Consider the following 19907-nt stretch of genomic DNA (forward strand, 5'->3'; position numbering starts at 1 on the left):
CCGCCGCTCCTGCGATGCGGCGCATAATACCAGTGCCGAGGCGCGGATCGGCAATGCGCTGTCTGGAGTGCGCCCGGCACGGACCTCGCACAACGAGGCACCCCTCGTCATCACGCCCTCAAAGCGCCGCGGCCCTTTCGCCAAGGACCGCCCCCTGGCAGGCCGCGTCTTTGCAGCGGGCCGCCAGTGTTAAAATCCCCCTCTTTCGCTCGTTTCGATGGCGCCCGCACCCTAAGCAAACGCCGTCAGTCTCCTCACCGCTCGCTCAACTGCCCAACACCATGACGTCCCAACTGCACAAAAAAGGCGAAGCCTGGTCGGCTCGCTTCTCGGAGCCGATGTCGGAGCTCGTCAAACGCTACACGTCGTCGGTTTTCTTCGACAAGCGTCTGGCGCTCGTCGATATCGAAGGGTCGCTCGCGCACGCCTCGATGCTGGCCGCGCAGAAGATCATCGCCGCCGACGACCTCGCCGCGATCGAACGCGGCATGGCGCAGATCAAGGGTGAAATCGAGCGAGGCGAGTTCGAGTGGCAACTCGATCTGGAAGACGTCCACCTGAATATCGAGGCGCGCCTGACCGCGCTGATCGGCGATGCCGGCAAGCGCCTGCACACGGGCCGCTCGCGTAACGACCAGGTGGCGACGGATATCCGCCTGTGGCTGCGAGGCGAAATCGACCGCATCGGCGGCTTGCTGACGGAATTGCGCACGGCTCTCCTCGACATGGCGGAGAAGAACGCTTCGACCATCATGCCGGGCTTCACGCACCTGCAAGTCGCGCAGCCGGTCACGTTCGGTCATCACCTGATGGCTTACGTCGAAATGTTCTCGCGCGACGCCGAACGCATGGTCGATTGCCGCAAGCGTGTGAACCGCCTGCCGCTGGGCGCGGCGGCGCTCGCCGGCACCAGCTATCCGATCGACCGTCAGGCGGTGGCGAAGACGCTCGGCTTCGACGGCATCTGCGCAAACTCGCTCGATGCGGTGTCCGATCGTGACTTCGCGATCGAATTCACGGCAGCGTCGGCGCTGATCATGACGCACGTGTCGCGTTTCTCCGAAGAACTCGTGCTGTGGATGAGCCCGCGCGTCGGCTTCATCGATCTGGCCGACCGTTTCTGCACCGGCTCGTCGATCATGCCGCAGAAGAAGAACCCTGACGTGCCCGAACTCGCACGTGGCAAGACCGGCCGCGTGAACGGCCATCTGATCGCGCTGCTGACCTTGATGAAAGGCCAGCCGCTCGCATACAACAAAGACAATCAGGAAGATAAGGAGCCGCTGTTCGATACCGTCGATACGGTCGCGGACACGCTGCGCATCTTCGCTGAAATGGTCGCCGGAATTTCGGTGAAGCCACAAGCCATGCGCGACGCCGCGTTGCAAGGCTTCTCCACGGCAACCGATCTCGCCGACTACCTGGTCAAGCGCGGTCTGCCGTTCCGCGACGCGCACGAAGCGGTGGCGCTCGCGGTTCGCGTGTGCGCGGATCGCGGCTGCGACCTGGCGGACCTGACGCTCGAGGAAATGCGCAAGGAACTGCCGAACGTCGCGCACCTGATCGGCGAAGACGTGTTCTCGTATCTGACGCTCGAAGGCTCGGTGGCGAGCCGCAACCATCCGGGCGGCACAGCGCCGGAGCAGGTGCTCGCGGCGATCAAGGCCGCACGGGAAGCGTTGAAGTAAGGTCAGGCCTGGCGCGCGTTGGCGCGTCCGGTAACGGCCCCGTGCGTACATCGTGTGGACCGGCCACATTACCTCAAGCGTCGCCGCGGGCATTAAACGAAGCATGAAAACAAAGGCGAACTCATCGGCGGGTTCGCCTTTTTCGTTTTCGGAGCTGGATGAATGGCTGGATGGCTGGATGGCTGGATTGATTGCGCAAAGCGTCGCGCAAAAAAAGAAAGCCCGCGCGAAGCGGGCTAAATGAAAGACTTCCACCGATGCCTCTCGAAAGAGGCCATCGAAGTGTAGGCGTGTTTTGGCCGAAGAGAAAACCGCCTATATTTCAGCCTATTACAAAGCGCGCAGGGGTTCGATTCGCAAGCTGAACGGGCGGGCCCGCCCGTCGCTTGCATGCCCTTCACAGCGCTTCAGGACAGCGCCGTCTCCGGCAACGGCTGAAGAAAACCCGCATCGCGCAGATAACCCACGTAGAGCCTGATCAGCGCGCCGTAGTCGACCGTCAGATCCACACCGAGCCGCGCCAGTTCCGTCAACGTGCCGAGCTGCTCGACCGGCAACGGCGCGGCGGACAGGTCACCGATATAAAAGTCGCGAATCAGCGCCAGCCCATTCGACGCATCGAGATCCGCCAGCCGCCGTTGCCAGTCGGCCGCCACCTGCGGCTCAGCGTGCAAACCGCAGACGGCGAGCGCATCGAACCACTGCCGCTGGGTGAGCGCGATCGGGTTGTTCAGGTTCGCCACCCTCACGCCGGTACGCGGATATAGCGCCACCGCCGTCACCGCGCTCGCAATCAGATCGACCGGCATCATCTCCACTTCCTGCGCCGTTTCCGGATAAGCGCCCAGTTGCAAGCAGCCCTTGTTGAACAACCAGAAATGGTTGTGCGCGAAGTTGCTGAAGCCGGTACGGCTATCGCCGGTGATATTGCCCGGTCGCGCGATTACCGCCGACAAACCAAAGCGGCGCGCGCACTCCGCAACTCGCTGCTCGCCCACCCACTTCGTCAGCAGATAGCCGTTGTCCAGCAACGGACGGGCGTCATTGACCTGCTCGTCGATGTGCCCGGCACCCGCCAGCATCTCGCCGACCGACAGCGTCGAGACAAAGCAGAACGGCTTGCGCCGCTCTGTCAGCGCGAGCCGCAGCAAAGCCTCGGTGCCGCCGACGTTCGCCCCTTTCATCTCCTCATAGCTATGCAGGTGATGCACGAACGCGCCGCAATGCAGGATCGCGTCGACCTCCGCAGCAAGACGCCCCCAGCGCGGCGAGTCGAGTCCAAGCTGCGGCGCGGCAAGATCGGCAGGGATCACTTCGACACGGCTGAAGTCGATCGCCAGACCTGCCTCGCGCGCCTTGTCCTGCAACACAGCGCGCCCTGCCGCGGGGTTCGGACAGCGTTGCAGGCAGATCACCTTGTCGAGCCGCGCGCATAACGCGTGCAGCAGGTAAATACCGAGGAAGCCGCTGGCGCCGGTCAGCAGCATCGCGCGAATCGGCGTCGCTTCGGCGCCGTCGGAAACAACGGGCGCTACATGCTCGACAACGAACGGCTGCGACGCGTCGGCAATCGCGCGTTCGATCATGTCCTCGTGACCGCCATTCGCGAGCGTGGCGATGGTCGGCGAGCGATAAAACGCAGCCATCGGAAACTCGATACCGAGCGCATCGCGCAATTGCCCCTGCATCCGCACCGCCAGAATCGAGTTGCCGCCGAGCCGGAAGAAACTGTCGTCGCGGCCGATACCGGTAACACGCAGCAGCGTCTGCCAGATTTCAGCGATGCGTTGCTCGACGCCCGCGCGCGGCGGCGTACCGCTTACGCGTGATGGCGCGGGCAACGCCTTGCGATCGTGTTTGCCGTTCGGCGATGCCGGCAGCACGTCCAGCCGGATAAAACACGCCGGCACCATGTAGTCGGGCAACGCCTCGCCCACATGACGGCGCAGCGTGTCCTCATCGAGCGCCGCGCCTGCGTCACCCGGCGCGGCAACGTAATACGCGGCCAGATAGCGCGCCTCGCCCTCGCCCCACACCGCGCAAGCAGCCTGCGCGACACCCGGCGCGGCCGCGATGCAATTCTCGATTTCGCCGGGTTCGATGCGAAAACCACGCAGCTTGATCTGCGCGTCGTTGCGGCCGAAATATTCGATCGTGCCGTCAGCGAGAAAGCGGCCGAGGTCGCCGGTGCGATACATCAGGGCGTACGGCGCGTCGCGAAACGGATCGACCACGAAACGCTCCATCGTCATGGCCGACTGGTTGATGTAGCCCCGCGCCAGATTCTCGCCGCCGATATAGATTTCACCGACTGTCCCCGGCGGCACCAATTGCCGCTGCGCATTGAGCAAATAGAGCCGGTAACCCGGCAGCGGCTTGCCGATGATGCGGCTCGGGCCGCCCGGCAGCACTTGCCCGCACGAGGCCATCACCGTGATTTCGGTGGGACCGTAGAGGCTGAAGAGGCGCGTGTGTTCGCTCCACCAGGCGGCGCTCGGCTCGTCGAGCGTATCGCCGCCGAAGCCGAGCAACTGCAAGTCGGGCAGCGGCTCGCGCGGCAGGTTCTGCACGACCACCGGTGCAAGCGATGCATGCGTGACACGCTGCGCCTTCAGCAAGCTGTGCAGCAGCCGCGGATCGCGGCGCGCCTCTTCCGGCAGCACGATCAGCGTGCCGCCGTGCAGCAGGGCGAGAAACAGATCGAGCACGCTGGCGTCGAAGTTGGTGGACGCCGCCAGCGTGCTGATGCTGCCCGGCGCATAGTCAAGCGCGCGGCTTGCACCGGCCACCATCCGGACCACGCTATGGTGTTCGACCAGCACGCCCTTCGGCTTCCCGGTCGAGCCCGAGGTGTGGATCACATAGGCGAGTGCCTGCGGGCCGACGGCACGCGGCCGGCCCGCAGGCGCTGCCAGTTGCGCGGGGTCGAGCATGCGCAATTGGCCGAGACCGGCGTCTTCCAGCGCACGGCGGCTCGTTTCATCGGCGAGCACGGTATCGACCGCGCAGTTCTCGACGAAATAGCGCAAGCGTTCGGCGGGATAAGCGGGATCGAGCGGCACATACGCGCACCCCGCCTTGAGTACGCCCAGCACAGTCGCCACCAGCAAGGCGCTCTTCTGCATGCTCAAACCGATGCGCGCGCCGTGCGGCATGCAGGCAGCCAGGCCGTTGGCGATGGCGTCGCTGAGCGCGTCGAGTTCGCGATAGCTGAGCTGCTCCGCGCCACAGCGCACCGCAACGCGCGCGGCGTTCGCCGCGACCACCTCGGCGAAGCGCGCGGGAATCGACTGGGGCGCGTCCGGCAGCGGCTCGCCGCAAGCGAAGCCTAAACACCGTGTGTGTTGCCCGTCGTTCAGATACTTGAGCTCGCCGACCAGCGCGTCCGGCTGGTGACCGGCGGCGTCGCACAGCGTCATGAACACCTCGGCCATCTGCTCGACCGAGGCCGCATGCAGCACCGAGCTGTCGTATTCGAAGCGCCCCTCCAGGCCGCCGTCCGGCCGCGGATAGAAGACCGCCGACAGATCCACCTTCGACGTCAGCGCAGCGTATTCCTCCGCGTGATAAGGTGCCTCGCCAATGCGGCCATTCAGTTTGATACCGTTCTGCAAACTGAAAATCGTGTTCAACGCGCCGAGCTGCGCGTTATCGGTGTCGTAAGGCGTGGCGAGCAGATGATCGCGGTCGTCCAGCATCTGACGCTGCACGGCTCGCGCCAGTTCGCCGAAACCCTGCCGCGTGTCGATGCGCTGCACCAGCACCGCCATCGAGACGAACATCCCGTGGATGCCCTCGCTGCCCGGCACGTCACGGCCCGCATACGGATAAGCGCACGCCAGATGCTGCTGGCCGCTCACGCGCCACAGCCAGACGAGGTACAACGCGAACACCACGGGCGGCAAAGTCATCTCGTGCGCCTCGGCAATCTGCTTCAGGCGCCGCATCTGGTCGGGCCGCACATGCAGCTTCAATGCGCGGTTCGCGTTGGGCTCGCGTTGCAGCGCGTCGAACGGCAGCTCGGTGCGCAACGCGAGCGCGTCGAGTTTGCGCATCCAGTAATCACGCGCGGCGGCAAAGCGCGGCGAGGCCGCGAGTTGCGGCGCCCAATGGCCGTAGTCGAACCACGAGAGCGGTTGCGCTGAAACCAGCTGGCCTTCGTAGCGCCGCGTCAGTTCATCCAGCAGCAGCTTGAACGACCAGCCGTCGAAGATCGCGTGATGAATGGCGAGCAGCAGGCTGGTGCGGTTCTCCAGCGGGGACATCAGCAGTTGCGCGCGCCACGGCGGCGCGCAGTCAAGCGGTAAGCGCAGCGCGCGCATGACATCGATACGCGCATCGATCGCGGAGGCAGCGCAGCTTTCCAGCGGAATTTGCCAATGCGGCGATTCAGCGGCAGTGCCCGGCTGCATCCACAATTGTCCGTCGCGCTCGGCGAAGCTCATGTTGAAGACCGGGTTGTGCGTCAGTACCGCGACGAGTGCCTGGTGCAAGCGCAGCGGATTGGCCGCGCCGCCGAAGTCCACCCGCATCACGATGTTGTACGCGTTATCGTCCGGCTTGCTGAGCGTGCGGCTGTGCATCATCCGCACGAGCCGGCTGGTCACCGGCACGGGCATGGGTTCGCCTGGCCGCGCGACGAGCGGCGGGAGCATGGCGCCTTGTTCGACACCTTGCCGTGCCCGCGCGCAGAACGCATCGAACTGGGGATGCTCGAACAGCGTCTTCAGTTTGACCGGGGCGTGCAAGCTCGCACTGACGCGATTGCACACGAGCGTGGCGAGTAACGAGTGGCCACCCAACTGGAAGAAATGGCTGTGCTCGCCAACGCTCTCGAGCGGCACGCCCAACACCTCCGACCAGATGCGTTGCACGGCCTGTTCGAAGGCGTCGAAAGCGCGCTTCGCAGGGTCGGCCGGACCGGCTTGCGGCGCCGGCAATCTGGCGCGGTCGATCTTGCCGTTCAGCGTCAGCGGCAGCGCCTCGATCTGCAACAGGAATGCCGGCACCATGTAATGCGCGAGACGTTGCGCAAGCCGATCCCGCAGCACGGCAGGCTCCAGCGATGCCCCGACATACCAGGCCACCAGCGCCGTGCCGCCTTGCCGCTCACACGTGCCGACATACGCGCGGCGCACCTCCGGCTGCTCGACGATGCTGGCCTCGATCTCGCCGAGTTCGATCCGGTAACCTCGGATCTTCACCTGAAAATCGCTACGGCCGAGAAACTCGATCGCGCCGTCCGGCTGGAAGCGGCCGAGGTCGCCGGAACGATAAAGACGGCCCGGACCGAACGGATTGGCGCGGAACTTCTGTCCGGTCAACTCGGGCCGCAGCAGATAGCCGCGCGCGACCGCCGCCCCGCCGATGCAGATCTCGCCGATGGCGCCGAGCGGCACCGCTTCGCCTTCCTCATCGAGCAAATGGATCTGGTAGCCGGGGAGCGGATGACCGAGTTGATTGGCCGGTTTGTCGCCGTCAAAGGTGTTGTCGGTCGCCATCACGGTGGCCTCCGTCGGCCCGTAGATATTCGACAGACGTAGTACGCCGGACCAGAAACGGATTGTCTCGTCGTCGCTCGCTTCGCCGCCGCACAAGATCGTGTCCAGGTGCGGCAGCGCCCGCCGCGGCAGCAGCTTGAGAATCGCCGGCGGCAGGAATGCATGCGTGATGCGCTCGGCGTCGAGAAACCCGGACAGCGCTTCAGCATCGGTGCGCACCGCTTCGGGTGAGACGATCAGGTGGCCGCCATGCGTCAGCGGATTAAAAATCTCCAGCACGCTGGCGTCGAAATTGACGGACGCGAACTGCAGCCAGCGGGTGCTTTGATCACGCCGGTAGCGGCCCGTCAGCGACGCGATGAAATGCGCCAGCATGCCGCGCTCGATGACCACCCCTTTGGGTTTGCCCGTCGTCCCGGAGGTGTAGATCACGTAGGCGGCGCGTTGCGGATCGGCCGGCGTAAATCGTGAAGCGACTCGTGAGGCGGCTGCCTCGGCCGCCGGGGCGTTCAACAGATCGTCGAGCCGATACAGTGCGCAATCGACCAGCGCGCTCAGGCGCTCGTGCGTCGCCGCATCGACAATCACCGCTTGCAGTTGCGCATCCTCGACGATGTAGCGCAAGCGCTCATCGGGCATCTGCGGATCGAGCGGCAGGTAGCCCGCGCCGCTGGCGAGCACGCCGAGCATGGCCGGCACGATGCGCGCGCCGCGCGAGACGCAAATGCCGATCAGCGTGTCCCGCCCATCCGGTGCGGCGGGTTCGGGCACGGCTGGACCACGCGTGGCGAGTGCTGCGCCCACGCGCTGGGCGGCAAGCGCCAGTTGCGCGTAAGTGAAGACGGCGTCCGGGCCGCTGAGCGCCGGACGCCCTGCGTGTTCGAGCGCTGTCTGAGCGAACAGATCGAGCACGTCGCGCGCGGGCGCCGCGAGCGGGCCGCCATCGGACCATTGCGCGCAACGCTGCCGCAAAGCCGGGGTATAGAGATCGATCGCATCGAGCTTCTGCTCGAGACACTCGCCGACGCGCGCCAGCAAAGCCGTCAAATGCTCGAAGGCGAGACGCAAGCCGTCGAGCTCCTGCGGATGCCGGCTATGCACATGCAACGCGATCCCCTCGCGCACATCCAGATAGACGCCAATCTCCTCATGCGCGAAACGGCGCGAATACGCTGCCAGCAAGACCATCGGCAGCGCGTCGAGCGTAAGCGCGTCATAGGGCAAGCTGTCGGTCTCGCAGACCACATTGGTCGCACGCACGAAACCCGGCTCGCGCCGCTCGATATCGTGCAGCACTTCGAAAGCCGGCAGCTCGGCGTGAAAATCCGCCATCTCCGCGCGCGCAGCCGCGTGCCGCAGAAACTGCCGCAGCGTCATTGTGTCGTCGAAATCGGTTTTCAGAACGCGCCGCCGTTCGTCGAAGCCGATCGTCTCGTCGCGCGGACCGCGACCGCGCTGGTGATGCGCGGTGAGCACCGCGCGGCTGCCAGTCATGCGGTGCAGCAGCACGTGGACGCACAACTTGATCAGTAAATCCGGCGCGATGCCGAGTGCTTTTGCCTGGCTGCGCAATGCAGCGCGGGTTTGGGCATCGAGGCGCACGGTGAAGCTGCTGTCGGCACGCGCGTTCTGCCGGCGCGGCGGATGCCATTCGAACGAGGCATTGCCCAACTGGCCGATCCAGAAATCGAGGTCGGTCTGCAAACGGTCGCTCGCCAGCAGTTCGCGCTCGGCGTCGAGCAGGCCTTGCTGATCGATGTCGAGCGGCGCGCCAGGCGCCTCGCCGCAATAGAACCACGAAAGCGCATTGAACAACGGCTTCAGCGAAAAACGGTCGAGCAAGGCGGCATGACAGGCGAACACGAGATAACTTCGCTCACCGTCGCGCAGCAGCGTAAATGCCCACGGCAGCCCGGCATCCATGCGAAAGGCCCGCGCGCACAGGCCGTCGATCAGCGACAGCGCGGCGGCTTCGTCGCGCGTATCGCGACTGTCGAGATCGATCACGTTCAGCTCCGCGCACACCTCGCGGCGCATGACCCAGCGCAGGCCCTGCTCGGTTTCGACGAGGCGGTAGGCGAGTGGCCGGCAATGCACGACCAGTTGCGCCACGGCTGCGGACAGACGTGCGGCGTCGGGACGGCCGTCGATCCGGTAGACGGCACAGAGATTGGGACCGGCGGCATGCGCCAGCGTGCGGGATTGCGTGCGCGTCAACGCAAATGAAGAGTGTTCCAAACGATACCTCGTTGTCGGGATGGACAGGTCCGATCGGCTCGCGTAGCGCCGGCCGCGCGCGGCTCATGACCGCGCCGCGCCGCTTCGCCCGATGGTCGTTCAAACACGCTATTGACGTGAGGATCGAGTCGCCATAGGAAGACTCTTAGAACTCCTGTTATGTGAGGACTAGCGCGCGGACCTTTGTTTAAACGCGGGTTGTGTCAGGTGGATTGCATCAGACTGAAGCCGCTCATGCATGAAGCAGAAAGGCATTGGAAAGATCTCGGGACATCGCCTGCAAGCGATCCGGGCCACATGGCATGGGATTGACATACAGGGTGAACGACAATTGAAACCTGGCGCTTTTTGACTACCATCGAGTTAGATCCGTCCCTGTACTTTCCACGACGATGCTCAGCCGCACGCGCCACCTTCGCCGCTTGACCGGACGCTTCTTCGCCTCACGCGTGAGCGCGTCTTTATCGCATGCGTATCACGCGGCGTCGGCGTTGACGTCGGCATTGACGGCCGCTTCGATTCTGACGCTCGCCGCCATGGCCGGCTGCACCATCACGCCGCCGCAACGGCCGCTGATCATCACGCCGGCAGCGGCTGTCAACAGCGCGACGCTCGATCAGTACCGCAGCGCGGTCGCCAAACGCATCATCGAACGCAACCCGTCCTATGTATTGCACGGCACACCGCAAGCGATGCTGCGCTCGCTGGTGGTGGTGTCGTTCACCGTGGATCGCGAGGGCCGGGTGCTGGAGTCGTCGGTCTATCGCACCAATGGCGACGACGAAGCCGAAAGCACCGCGCTTGCCACCTTGCGACGCGCGTCGCCATTACCGCAGCCGCCCGGCAAATTGCTGAACGGCCGTGGCCAGATCGAATTGTTCGAAGACTGGCTGTTCAACGACAACGGCAAATTTCAGTTGCGCGAATTCGCCTCGCCGCAAGCCCAAACCATCGACTGAACCCGGCGCCAAAGCAGCGTCCGAACGCGTCTAACCGCAGCGGGAGGGGCTGCATCGCGGCTTTAAAGCAGCGCTAAAATCTCATGCGACCGCTGACGCCAGCCGGCTGCCGTTGTAAGCTGTCGCTTCGTCGCTCGCGCCGAGCATGACTTCAACCCTCTGCGAGACGCGCGCAAGCGCACGAATCCAAACAAAGATGCCGCCTGACCACGCGCCGCCCGCTTAGAAGCACGGCGCCCAAAGGCACCACGACATAGGAGACCCTGCATGTCCACTTCGCCGATTTCCGCGGCTCAGCCCAATGCGGCCGGGCAGAACAGCAGCGCGCGGATCATTTTCGCGAGCTTTATCGGCACCGCGATCGAGTTCTACGATTTCTACGTCTATGCGACCGCCGCGGCGCTCGTCATCGGACCGGTGTTTTTCCCGCACGGCTCGGCGACCGCCCAGGCGTTGTCGGCTTTCGTCACGTTCGGCATCGCGTTCGTCGCGCGGCCGATCGGCTCGTTCATCTTCGGTCACTTCGGCGACCGGATCGGCCGTAAGTCGACGCTGGTCGCTTCGCTGCTGGTGATGGGTGTGTCGACCACGTTGATCGGTTTCGTGCCCGGCTACGACTCGATCGGCAGCCTCGCGCCGATCCTGTTGTGCGTGCTGCGCTTCGGCCAGGGTATCGGCCTCGGCGGCGAATGGGGCGGCGCGGCGTTGCTCGCGACCGAGAACGCGCCGGCCGGCAAACGCGGCTGGTTCGGGATGTTCCCGCAACTGGGGCCGTCGATCGGGTTTCTCGCCTCCAACGGTCTGTTCTTCGCTTTGGCGCTGTCTTTGAGCGACGAACAATTCCGCAGCTGGGGCTGGCGCGTGCCGTTCCTCGTCAGCTCGGTGCTGGTCGCGCTCGGCTTGTACGTGCGCCTGAAAATCGCCGAGACGCCGGCCTTCCAGGCCGCGATCGAACGCAAGGAGCGCGTGAAGGTGCCGATCGCCACGCTGCTCTCGCAGCACTGGCTGCCGACCCTCCTCGGTGCGCTGGCGATGGTGGTCTGCTACACGCTGTTCTATAACGCCACGACGTTTTCGCTGTCGTACGGCGTGTCGGTACTGCATATTCCGCGGCCCACTTTCCTCGGCATGCTGTGCATCGCAGTCGTGTTCATGGCGCTCGCCACGCCGCTGTCGGCCTGGGCGAGCGACCGTTATGGCCGCAAGCCGGTGCTGATCGTCGGCATCATCGCGGCGATCCTGTCGGGCTTCACGATGGCGCCGTTGCTCGGCAGCGGACAGACCCCACAGGTGCTGCTGTTCCTCGTGATCGAACTGTTCCTGATGGGGGTGACCTTCGCCCCGATGGGCGCGCTGCTGCCGGAACTGTTTCCGACCAACGTGCGCTATACCGGTGCAGGTGTGTCGTACAACCTCGGCGGGATTCTCGGTGCGTCCGTCGCGCCGTATATCGCGCAGGTGCTGGCCGCGCACGGCGGGTTGCCGTGGGTGGGCGCGTATGTGTCGATCGCCGCGGCCGTCAGCATGATCGGCGTGCTGTGCATGCGCGAAACGCGCGACGCCCGCTTGATGTGATCGGGCGCGCTGCATTGATGGTCTGATTGCTTCTTTACCCCGATGCCGCCAGGCGCGTCTTGATGCGCGCTGCGGCCGCATCGGCGGTCATCCCCCGGTTCTCCCGCTGTTCTCCCGCGTTTTGCCCACCTTGCTGGTAAATCTCCGGCCTTGCGCGTCTTTTTGACTTGCCTATACTCGAGATCAATAACCCTATGGCGAGCAGGGAGGCTCTGATGAACATTCATCTTCACAACGCGGACATCGTGATGATCATCGCATTGGCGTTGCTGTGTTCGCTGCTGCTGGCCTTGCGTTTTCGTCCCGCGACGTGGAAGGGCATTGTCGTGGAAGCGCTGGCCGCCAACGCGGCCGCCATCACCGCGGTCATCGCTTTCGAAATGCTGCTCGCCTGAGCGGCCGAACGCGGCGGCGCCCGGATGGGCGCCGCAAGCCATTACCGGTAGTAGTAGCCACCGTGATGGTAGTAACCACCGCCGCCGTAGTAATAGCCAGGCGCCGGTGCGACGATGCAACCTCCAAGCGCCGTGGCGAGCAGCGTGCCTGCGATCAGGGTGAGGATTAGGCGTTTCATATTGTTCTCCATCGAGTCAGATTCATTCGAGCCGAATTCCCGAATGACTCGATTGAACACGACCCCGCCCCGCGCGAACGTTGCTAGTTGTAAGGGCAGATCACCGACGTGTTACACGTCGCGCAGCCCGACACCGGCTTCACCCAAAGGCGATGACAAGAGATTCACTTCAGACGAAAACACCGCCTATACTGCTTTGAGCATGTCCGCTCCGCACAAGCCCAGCCCGTGGCCGATGCGCGGACCGACGCGACGATTGTAAGCACGGCGTTCGGGGTTCATGCGCGATAAAAGAGCCAACGGTCACACACAAGAGAGTGCGTGTAGCCAATTAGGCACTCAACGAAAAGCGACAGATTTAACAGGTGTGTAATGCGTGACGCTTATCTGAACTCAGAGAACGACCCTGAGCACGATGAGCGACCGGCGGCGGGACGCCAATGAGCGGCACACGAATCCGCCGCCACACGCGCGGCATGCATTGATGAAGAGATCATTGAACTCGACCGCCGGCCGGCGGCCTCTTTAGAACCAGGCGCGTCACTCGATGTGGCCGCCCGGTACTTGAGTCAGTTTGTTCATTGCAGCGATTCCTCTCCGCCCGTAGTTCCCCGACACGGGCGTTTTTCGAGGCGTTCCGTGGCAGCGCTTGCTGGATTGAGCGACTGCGCGTTACGCCTCTTTTCTTTTAGCCAAACGATCAGCTAAACGATTGCGCGAACGCGCGGCGAAGCTGCGTTCAGGCGGCGGCCGATCCGTGCTGCACGGCGGCGACGCTTGGCTCCGTATTCACGTAGGCGATTGCCTCGAGTGCCTCGGCGATCGACGGCACGGATTGACCGTCACCGATCGAGATCGAGCGGAACGGCGCCTCGATGCCGCAATGCGACGGCGAGGTTGCCACAAAAATCATCACCGTGCGCTTCTGCAATGCATGCGCCAGATGAACGAAGCCGGTATCGGTGCCGACCACTAGCGCGCACGCGTCGATCATCTGCGCGATTTCGGTCACGCTCAGCTTAGGCAGCACGGTCGAGCCCGGCACTTCGGACGCAATCTGCTCCGCCTCCGCTCGCTCGCCTTCCGATCCCCACGGCAACACCACCCGAAAACCGCGCTGCGCCAACTCGCGACCGACCGTAACCCAATGGGGCACCGGCCACTTCTTGTCGTCTTTGGAGGTAGCGTGAAACAGCGCCGCGACCGGCGCGCTGTCTGCCTCGAACAGAGGAGCAGCCGGGTCGGGCAGGCGTAGATTGTAGACAGCCGGACCTTCGACTTCATAACCCAGCGCCTCGCCGGCACTGATGCGCATGCCATGCCATGCATTGCACTGCGGACGCGGGCCGAAACGCCCGGTGTAGGCAAATGCGGCGCCCCGCTCTCCCAGATCCTGGGACTGGTAGCCGATACGCTTCGACGAACGCGCCAGAAACGCAATGATCGCGCTCTTGTAGACGCCGTGAATGTCGATGATGAAGTCGTAGCGATAGGCGCGCAATTCGGCGATCGACGCCGCGATCGCCTTGAAATCGCCCCAATGGCGCGCTTTCTTGAAACGGCGCAGCGGCGCGGACAGCACGCGGTCCACGCTCTCGCTCCAATGCACCACTTCGGCGAATGCTTCGTCGGCTGCCCAGTCCACTTCCACGCCGGGAAACGCGCGTTTGATGTCGGCGACGACCGGCAGTGCCTGCACGATATCGCCGAGCGAAGTGACCTTGACGATAAGGACGCGCTTCATTGAGGACCTATTAGTTGTTCGAACGTCAAACCATTTTAGCCGACGATTGAAAGAATCTTTGCCTAAGGCGGCAAAGCGCGAAGGCGATCACCAATACAGTGCGTTACATTGCACGTGTTACGACAGCCCTTTTACAGCATTTCAAAATACTTTCACACCGTTGAACCGATCCGCCGCGCCTTATACTTCACCCTTTGCACCCGCATCCTCATGTCCTCCGCATCTCCCTTTCTCTCCTCCAGCATCGTGCGCCGCGCGAGACGCCTGTGGCGGCAATACGGCGTGTTCTGGCTCGGTGCGATCGCAGTCGGCCTGGTGGCGGTGCTCTATGCGAGGCTGATCGACTGGGGTTACGGCGAATTCCGCACGATGCAGCAGCGGCACGTGTGGGCACCGCTGATCGTCACGCCCGCGGTTGCGGCGCTCGCCGTCTGGCTCACGCGCACCTTCTTCCGCGGCGCCGAAGGCAGCGGCATTCCGCAAGTCATCGCCACGCTACACGCCAAGCCCGGCGAATACGGCGCGCGGCTGCTGTCGTTCCGGATTCTGTTCGGCAAGATCGCGGTGTCGTTTCTGGCGATTCTCGGCGGCTTCACGATCGGCCGCGAAGGACCGACCGTGCAGGTCGGCGCGGCGCTGATGTTCAATCTGCGGCGGCTGTATCCGCGTTCGAACGCGCAAATCGAACGGCAACTGGTGCTCGCGGGCGCGGCTGCGGGTTTGTCCGCGGCGTTCAATACGCCGTTGGCGGGGATCGTGTTCGCGATCGAGGAACTCACGCGCAGCTTCGAGGCTCGCGCGAGCGGTGTGCTGATTACGGCGATCATCATCGCCGGTGTGATCGCGCTCGGGGTGAACGGCAACTACACCTATTTCGGCACCATTCAGATCGGCGCGCATTTTCCCGATCTGCTGGCGGTGGCCGTCGTACTCACGGCAATCGTCACGGGTATTGCGGGCGGCGTGTTCGGCTGGCTGCTGCTGAACACCGCGCGCTGGATTCCGGCGCCGCTACGCGAGTTACACGGTGAGCGGCCGGTCGCGTTCGCCGCGCTGTGCGGTTTCGTGATTGCGGTGGTCGGCCTCATCTCCGGCGGCACGACTTTCGGCAGCGGCTATGCGGAAGCACGCGGACTGCTCGAAGGACACGAGCACCTCTCCGTGTTCTATCCGTTTCTAAAGATGATCTCGATGGTCGGCTCGTATCTGCCCGGCATCCCGGGCGGCATCTTCGCACCGTCGCTGTCGATCGGCGCGGGCTTCGGCAATCTGCTGCACATGGTGTTCAGTTCGATGCAATTGCCCATGCTGATCGCCCTCGCGATGGTCGGCTATCTGGCCGCCGTCACGCAGTCGCCGATTACGTCGTTCGTGATCGTGATGGAGATGATCGACGGCCACGCACTGGTGATTTCGCTGATGGCCACCGCGTTGATTGCGAGCCGGGTGTCGCGGTTCTTCGCGCCGCCGTTGTATGAGTCGCTGGCGCAGCGCTATATGGCGCCGCTGCCGGATCCGGCGCCCGCGCCGGTGCCGGAAGTCCCCGAAGTCGAAGCGGCCGGATCAGCAGTGGTCGATCAGATCGACGGCGATGCTTCCGCTGAAGAAGGCGCCCCGCGTCAGTAGACGAGGTCAGTAGACGACAGCCGCCGGCGCGCCGCAGAGGGAAAGGCACAACAAGACAGACAGCGCGTGGAACTCGCATCCGCGCGTCGATTTGAACAGCAGAAAGAACCGGTGGAGAGCGGCGCTGCCGCGCTCTACCTCGTCACATCACGTCGACGCAACGAAGCAGAACGCGGAAGCAGAACGCGCGGCACGTCATGCAGAACCAACCTGCGGTATTTCGATCTTGACCTCGAGCACTTCAAGGTCGTCCTGACGCTCGAGACTCACGCGTATATCGTCGTCGGAAATTTTCACGTACTTCGAAATCACGGCCACCAGTTCGCGTTGCAACGCAGGCAGGTAATCGGCTGGCGCATGGCCGCCGGCGCGCTCGTGCGCGATGATCAACTGCAGGCGTTCCTTCGCTACCGACGCGGACTTCTTCTTCTCGCCCAGCAAAAACGAAAGAATCGACATTACGTGCGCTCCCCTTACTTGGTGCCGAAGAGGCGCTGCAGCAGGCCTGGCTTCTGGTAATCGGTGAAGCGAAGCGATTTCTGCTCGCCGAGGAACCGCGACACGACATCCTTATAAGCTTCGGCGACATCCGTACCGTCCAGGTGCACCGCCGGCAGACCCTGGTTCGACGCATGCAGCACCGCTTCCGATTCCGGAATCACGCCGATCAGATCGATGCGCAAAATTTCCTGGATGTCGGTGAGCGACAGCATTTCGCCTTCGCTCACGCGCTTCGGGTTGTAACGGGTGATCAGCAGGTGTTCCTTGATCGGCTCCTTGCTTTCGATCGCGCGTTTGGTCTTCGACGACAGAATGCCGAGAATGCGATCCGAGTCGCGCACCGACGAGACTTCCGGGTTCGTCACGATCAGCGCTTCATCGGCGAAGTGCATGGCGAGCAGCGCGCCCGATTCGATACCCGCCGGCGAATCGCAGACGATATATTCGAAGTCCATCGCGATCAGGTCGTTGATGATCTTCTCGACGCCTTCCAGCGTCAGCGCGTCTTTGTCACGCGTCTGCGACGCCGGAAGGATAAAGAGGTTCTCGCACTTCTTGTCCTTGATCAGCGCCTGGTTCAGATTGGCTTCGCCCTGAATCACGTTGATCAGGTCATACACCACACGGCGCTCGCAGCCCATGATGAGGTCGAGGTTACGCAGGCCGACGTCGAAGTCGATCACGGCGGTTTTGCTGCCCCGCAATGCGAGGGCCGATGCAAAACTCGCGCTCGTGGTCGTCTTGCCCACGCCACCCTTGCCCGAAGTCACCACAATGATTTTTGCCATTACCCTTACCTTGTGTTCGTCAAATTCGTCAATTATGTGCGGCCATATTTGCCGTGGAACGCCGCTTGCCGTGTACGTTCAGGGCAGCGCGCGCGTCACGTCGATCACGTGAGCCGCAGTGGTTCAATCATCAGTTTTTCTTCGTCGAGCCAGATCTGCACCGGCTTGCCGAGCACGTCGGCCGGCAGCGGGGTCTCAGTCGTACGGTAGATGCCCGCGATCGAGATCAGTTCCGGTTCGAGACACGTGCAAAAAATGCGCGCGTCGTGATTGCCCTGCACGCCGGCCAACGCCCGGCCGCGCAGCGGCGCGTAAATGTGGATGTTGCCTTCCGCGATCACTTCCGCGCCGTAGCTCACCAGACCGAGCACGACCAGATCGCCCTTTGCGTAGATGCGCTGGCCCGAGCGCAACGGTTTGTCGACCACCATGGTTTGCGACGACGTGGCGAGACGCGCGGGCTCGGCGGCAGGCGCCGGGTCGACTGCGACGGCGGTGGCCGGTGTGCCGTTTCCCGAAAGCCCGCCGACGGGCGTGACGGCAGCCGCTGCAAACAGATCGGTCGGCGGCGTGGCCGTCGCGGCGGTGGCTACCGGTGCCGCGGCAGTGGCGCCGTCCTCTTCGGCGGACTTCGCGGTGGCGCCGCGGCGGTCGCGCGCTTCGAGCAGCGGCAGCGCGGATTCGGCCGCCCATGCCTGCTGCGCGTTGGCGACGATGCCGACCGGGCGCATGCGCACGCTGTCGAGCAGTTGCGCAATGTCGGCGAGCGGCACGCGTTCGCTCTCGGCGAGCCGGCGCACGTCGATCGCGACGACGTCGTTAGCGAAAAATTCGGGGGTCGCCTCGAAGCGCCGGGTCAGTTCGGCACGCATCGCGTCGAGGTCGGTTGTCTTGACCACAAACAGGAGTGTGTCGACAGAGCCGCTACGGAGTTCGAAAAAGGGCGATTTCTTGGGCGACATAGCGTTCGGCAAAAAATTTTGCGTATTTTACAGGCGTCCAGGCGGGCGGCGAGCTTTTTTGCCGAGAGAACGCGCCGCCACGGCCTGAATACTCGTGACGTGGCCACGCCTCGGCCATTCAGGCCGCGCTCAGGCCGCTCACCTGGGCGGTGATTTGGCCATGAACGCTGTAGCGACGCGGATGGGATGTGAGCGGCAAGCTGACGCGCCGCTCGCGGGATCACTGCTGAAATACCTGCGACGTGGTCGGCACGTGACGCACCAGCAGGCTTTCGGCCTGCTCGGGCGCGCGCGAGACGCGCCGATGCTCGCCGGTCGGACCGAAGCCGAGCGCCTCGTAAAAGCGCATCGCATTGCGATTGGCGTCGGCGACCCACGCGTAGATTTCCATGGCGCCTTCGCCGGCGAGCCACGCGCTGGCAGTATCGACCAGCAACTCGCCGCCTCGCAGATGACGCACGGCCGGCGCCACCCACAACTCGCAGACGAACGCGCGGCGCGCCGCGGAGTCGTCGAAATACGCTTCGATGAGTCCCGCCGGATGGCCCTCGGTATAAAGGATGAACGTGGTGGCGATAAACGAAACAGCGTGTTCGGCGGCGGTGGCGTCGAACGTGGCGGCATCCGCCGACAACGCGTCCTCTAGCGTTTCGCCGAAGGCATAGGGGGCCTCCCGCAGCGACGCAGTACGGAGTTCGCGAAAAACGGCGCCCTGATCAGCGGCGATACGGCGAACGGTCAATGACGGACTCATGCAGACGAAAACCCCTTGAAACCCTAAGGCGTAGCTTTAACCGAACCGGCGCGCGAGTCAAATCCTTATTTGCTGAATCGGACTGTAGCGCAGGCCCGGGGACCTGGAGCCGCGCACCCATCGCGCGGCATTTCGCGCGCCCACCGTCTTGCAAAACCGGTTCGTGTGGCGCGCTGGCTACTGTGTTCAACGCGGTGTTCAAGGCGCTTCGTAATCGCCGGTGCCGTCCGGCCAGGGCGTGAGCAGCTCGTAGCCCGCCTCGGTCACGACCACCATGTGCTCCCATTGCGCCGACAGCGAACGGTCCTTGGTGACCACCGTCCAGCCGTCGCGCTGCACCGCGGTGCCGGCGCGGCCCGCGTTGATCATCGGCTCGATCGTGAAGACCATGCCCGGCTTCAGGCGCACACCCTGCCCCGGCTGACCGTAGTGCAAGACCTGCGGGTCTTCGTGATACACCTTGCCAATGCCGTGCCCGCAGTAGTCGCGCACGATCGAAAAGCCGTCGCGCTGCGCGACTTTCTGGATCGCGTAGCCGACGTCGCCCAGCGTGGCGCCCGGCTTGACCTCGCGGATGCCCGCCAGCATCGCTTCATAGGTCGTGTCGATCAGCTGGCGCGCAACCGTGCTCGGCTGACCGACGCAATACATGCGGCTGGTGTCGCCAAAATAGCCATCTTTGATGATCGCGACGTCGATATTGACGATGTCGCCGTCTTTCAGGATTTCGCCGCGGTTGGGAATGCCGTGGCATACCACCTGGTTGACGGACGTGCAGACGGTTTTCGGAAATCCCAGATAGCCAACGTTTGCGGGAATCGACTTTTGCGTATTGACAATGTAGTCGTTGCACAGGGCGTCGAGCTCGTCGGTGGAGACGCCGGCCTTGACGTGCTCGCCGATCATCGCCAGTACGTCGGCCGCGAGGCGGCCGGAAATGCGCAGCTTGGCAATGTCGTCGGGAGTCTTGTAGGTAATGGCCATGAATTCGGTCGAG

At 63.9% G+C, this 19907-nt stretch carries 14 protein-coding genes; 6 read left to right on the forward strand and 8 right to left on the reverse strand.

The features are described 5' to 3' along the window. Positions 1-281 precede the first annotated feature (281 nt). Positions 282-1688 (forward strand): argininosuccinate lyase, encoded by a 1407-nt coding sequence (argH, locus tag PQR53_RS11555; protein ID WP_408453301.1) that lies wholly within the window; start codon positions 282-284, stop codon positions 1686-1688. 103 nt (positions 1689-1791) lie between these two features. Next, positions 1792-1932 carry a hypothetical protein gene (locus tag PQR53_RS11560; RefSeq protein WP_408453304.1) on the forward strand — a complete coding sequence of 47 codons (141 nt, stop codon included), beginning with the start codon at positions 1792-1794 and terminating at the stop codon, positions 1930-1932. A gap of 163 nt (positions 1933-2095) precedes the next feature. On the opposite strand, the gene PQR53_RS11565 is transcribed toward PQR53_RS11560, so the two are convergent. Then, complete coding sequence (locus PQR53_RS11565) at positions 2096-9427, reverse strand: non-ribosomal peptide synthetase (protein ID WP_408453307.1); 7332 nt, start codon at positions 9425-9427, stop codon at positions 2096-2098. Between the two features lie 536 nt (positions 9428-9963). On the opposite strand from PQR53_RS11565, the gene PQR53_RS11570 reads away from it, so the two are divergent. The 3 genes from PQR53_RS11570 to PQR53_RS11580 all read left to right on the forward strand — a co-directional run bounded on the left by PQR53_RS11570 (position 9964) and on the right by PQR53_RS11580 (position 12356). Continuing rightward, the gene (locus PQR53_RS11570) at positions 9964-10386 is read left to right on the forward strand and encodes an energy transducer TonB family protein (protein WP_408453577.1); all 423 of its coding nucleotides are present in this window, start codon (positions 9964-9966) and stop codon (positions 10384-10386) included. 267 nt (positions 10387-10653) lie between these two features. Next, positions 10654-11961 carry an MFS transporter gene (locus PQR53_RS11575; protein ID WP_408453310.1) on the forward strand — a complete coding sequence of 436 codons (1308 nt, stop codon included), beginning with the start codon at positions 10654-10656 and terminating at the stop codon, positions 11959-11961. A gap of 215 nt (positions 11962-12176) precedes the next feature. Next, positions 12177-12356, forward strand: coding sequence for a hypothetical protein (locus PQR53_RS11580; protein WP_028196775.1), 180 nt, complete (start codon positions 12177-12179; stop codon positions 12354-12356). A gap of 41 nt (positions 12357-12397) precedes the next feature. Here the strand turns inward: PQR53_RS11580 and PQR53_RS11585 are convergent, their stop codons facing one another. Continuing rightward, positions 12398-12535, reverse strand: coding sequence for a hypothetical protein (locus PQR53_RS11585; RefSeq protein WP_167363299.1), 138 nt, complete (start codon positions 12533-12535; stop codon positions 12398-12400). A gap of 739 nt (positions 12536-13274) precedes the next feature. Further along, positions 13275-14279 (reverse strand): lipopolysaccharide heptosyltransferase I, encoded by a 1005-nt coding sequence (waaC, locus tag PQR53_RS11590; protein WP_408453313.1) that lies wholly within the window; start codon positions 14277-14279, stop codon positions 13275-13277. 210 nt (positions 14280-14489) lie between these two features. Between waaC and PQR53_RS11595 the strand changes: the two genes are divergently transcribed. After that, positions 14490-15905, forward strand: a complete 1416-nt coding sequence (locus PQR53_RS11595) for a chloride channel protein (RefSeq protein ID WP_408453316.1) — start codon at positions 14490-14492, stop codon at positions 15903-15905. 195 nt (positions 15906-16100) lie between these two features. Here the strand turns inward: PQR53_RS11595 and minE are convergent, their stop codons facing one another. The 5 genes from minE to map form a co-directional block, all read right to left on the reverse strand. Continuing rightward, positions 16101-16364: a cell division topological specificity factor MinE gene (gene minE / locus PQR53_RS11600; protein ID WP_054035076.1), complete on the reverse strand. Its 264-nt coding sequence runs from the start codon at positions 16362-16364 to the stop codon at positions 16101-16103. Positions 16365-16378: 14 nt separating this feature from the next. Then, complete coding sequence (gene minD / locus PQR53_RS11605; RefSeq protein ID WP_054035077.1) at positions 16379-17194, reverse strand: septum site-determining protein MinD; 816 nt, start codon at positions 17192-17194, stop codon at positions 16379-16381. A gap of 104 nt (positions 17195-17298) precedes the next feature. Next, complete coding sequence (gene minC, locus PQR53_RS11610; RefSeq protein WP_408453319.1) at positions 17299-18156, reverse strand: septum site-determining protein MinC; 858 nt, start codon at positions 18154-18156, stop codon at positions 17299-17301. A 220-nt stretch (positions 18157-18376) separates the two neighbouring features. After that, the gene (locus PQR53_RS11615; protein ID WP_408453322.1) at positions 18377-18910 is read right to left on the reverse strand and encodes a GNAT family N-acetyltransferase; all 534 of its coding nucleotides are present in this window, start codon (positions 18908-18910) and stop codon (positions 18377-18379) included. 198 nt (positions 18911-19108) lie between these two features. After that, complete coding sequence (map, locus tag PQR53_RS11620; RefSeq protein WP_408453325.1) at positions 19109-19894, reverse strand: type I methionyl aminopeptidase; 786 nt, start codon at positions 19892-19894, stop codon at positions 19109-19111. Positions 19895-19907 lie beyond the last annotated feature (13 nt).

It is taken from the genome of Paraburkholderia fungorum, from assembly GCF_046027605.1.
Classification (GTDB): Bacteria; Pseudomonadota; Gammaproteobacteria; order Burkholderiales; family Burkholderiaceae; genus Paraburkholderia; species Paraburkholderia fungorum_F.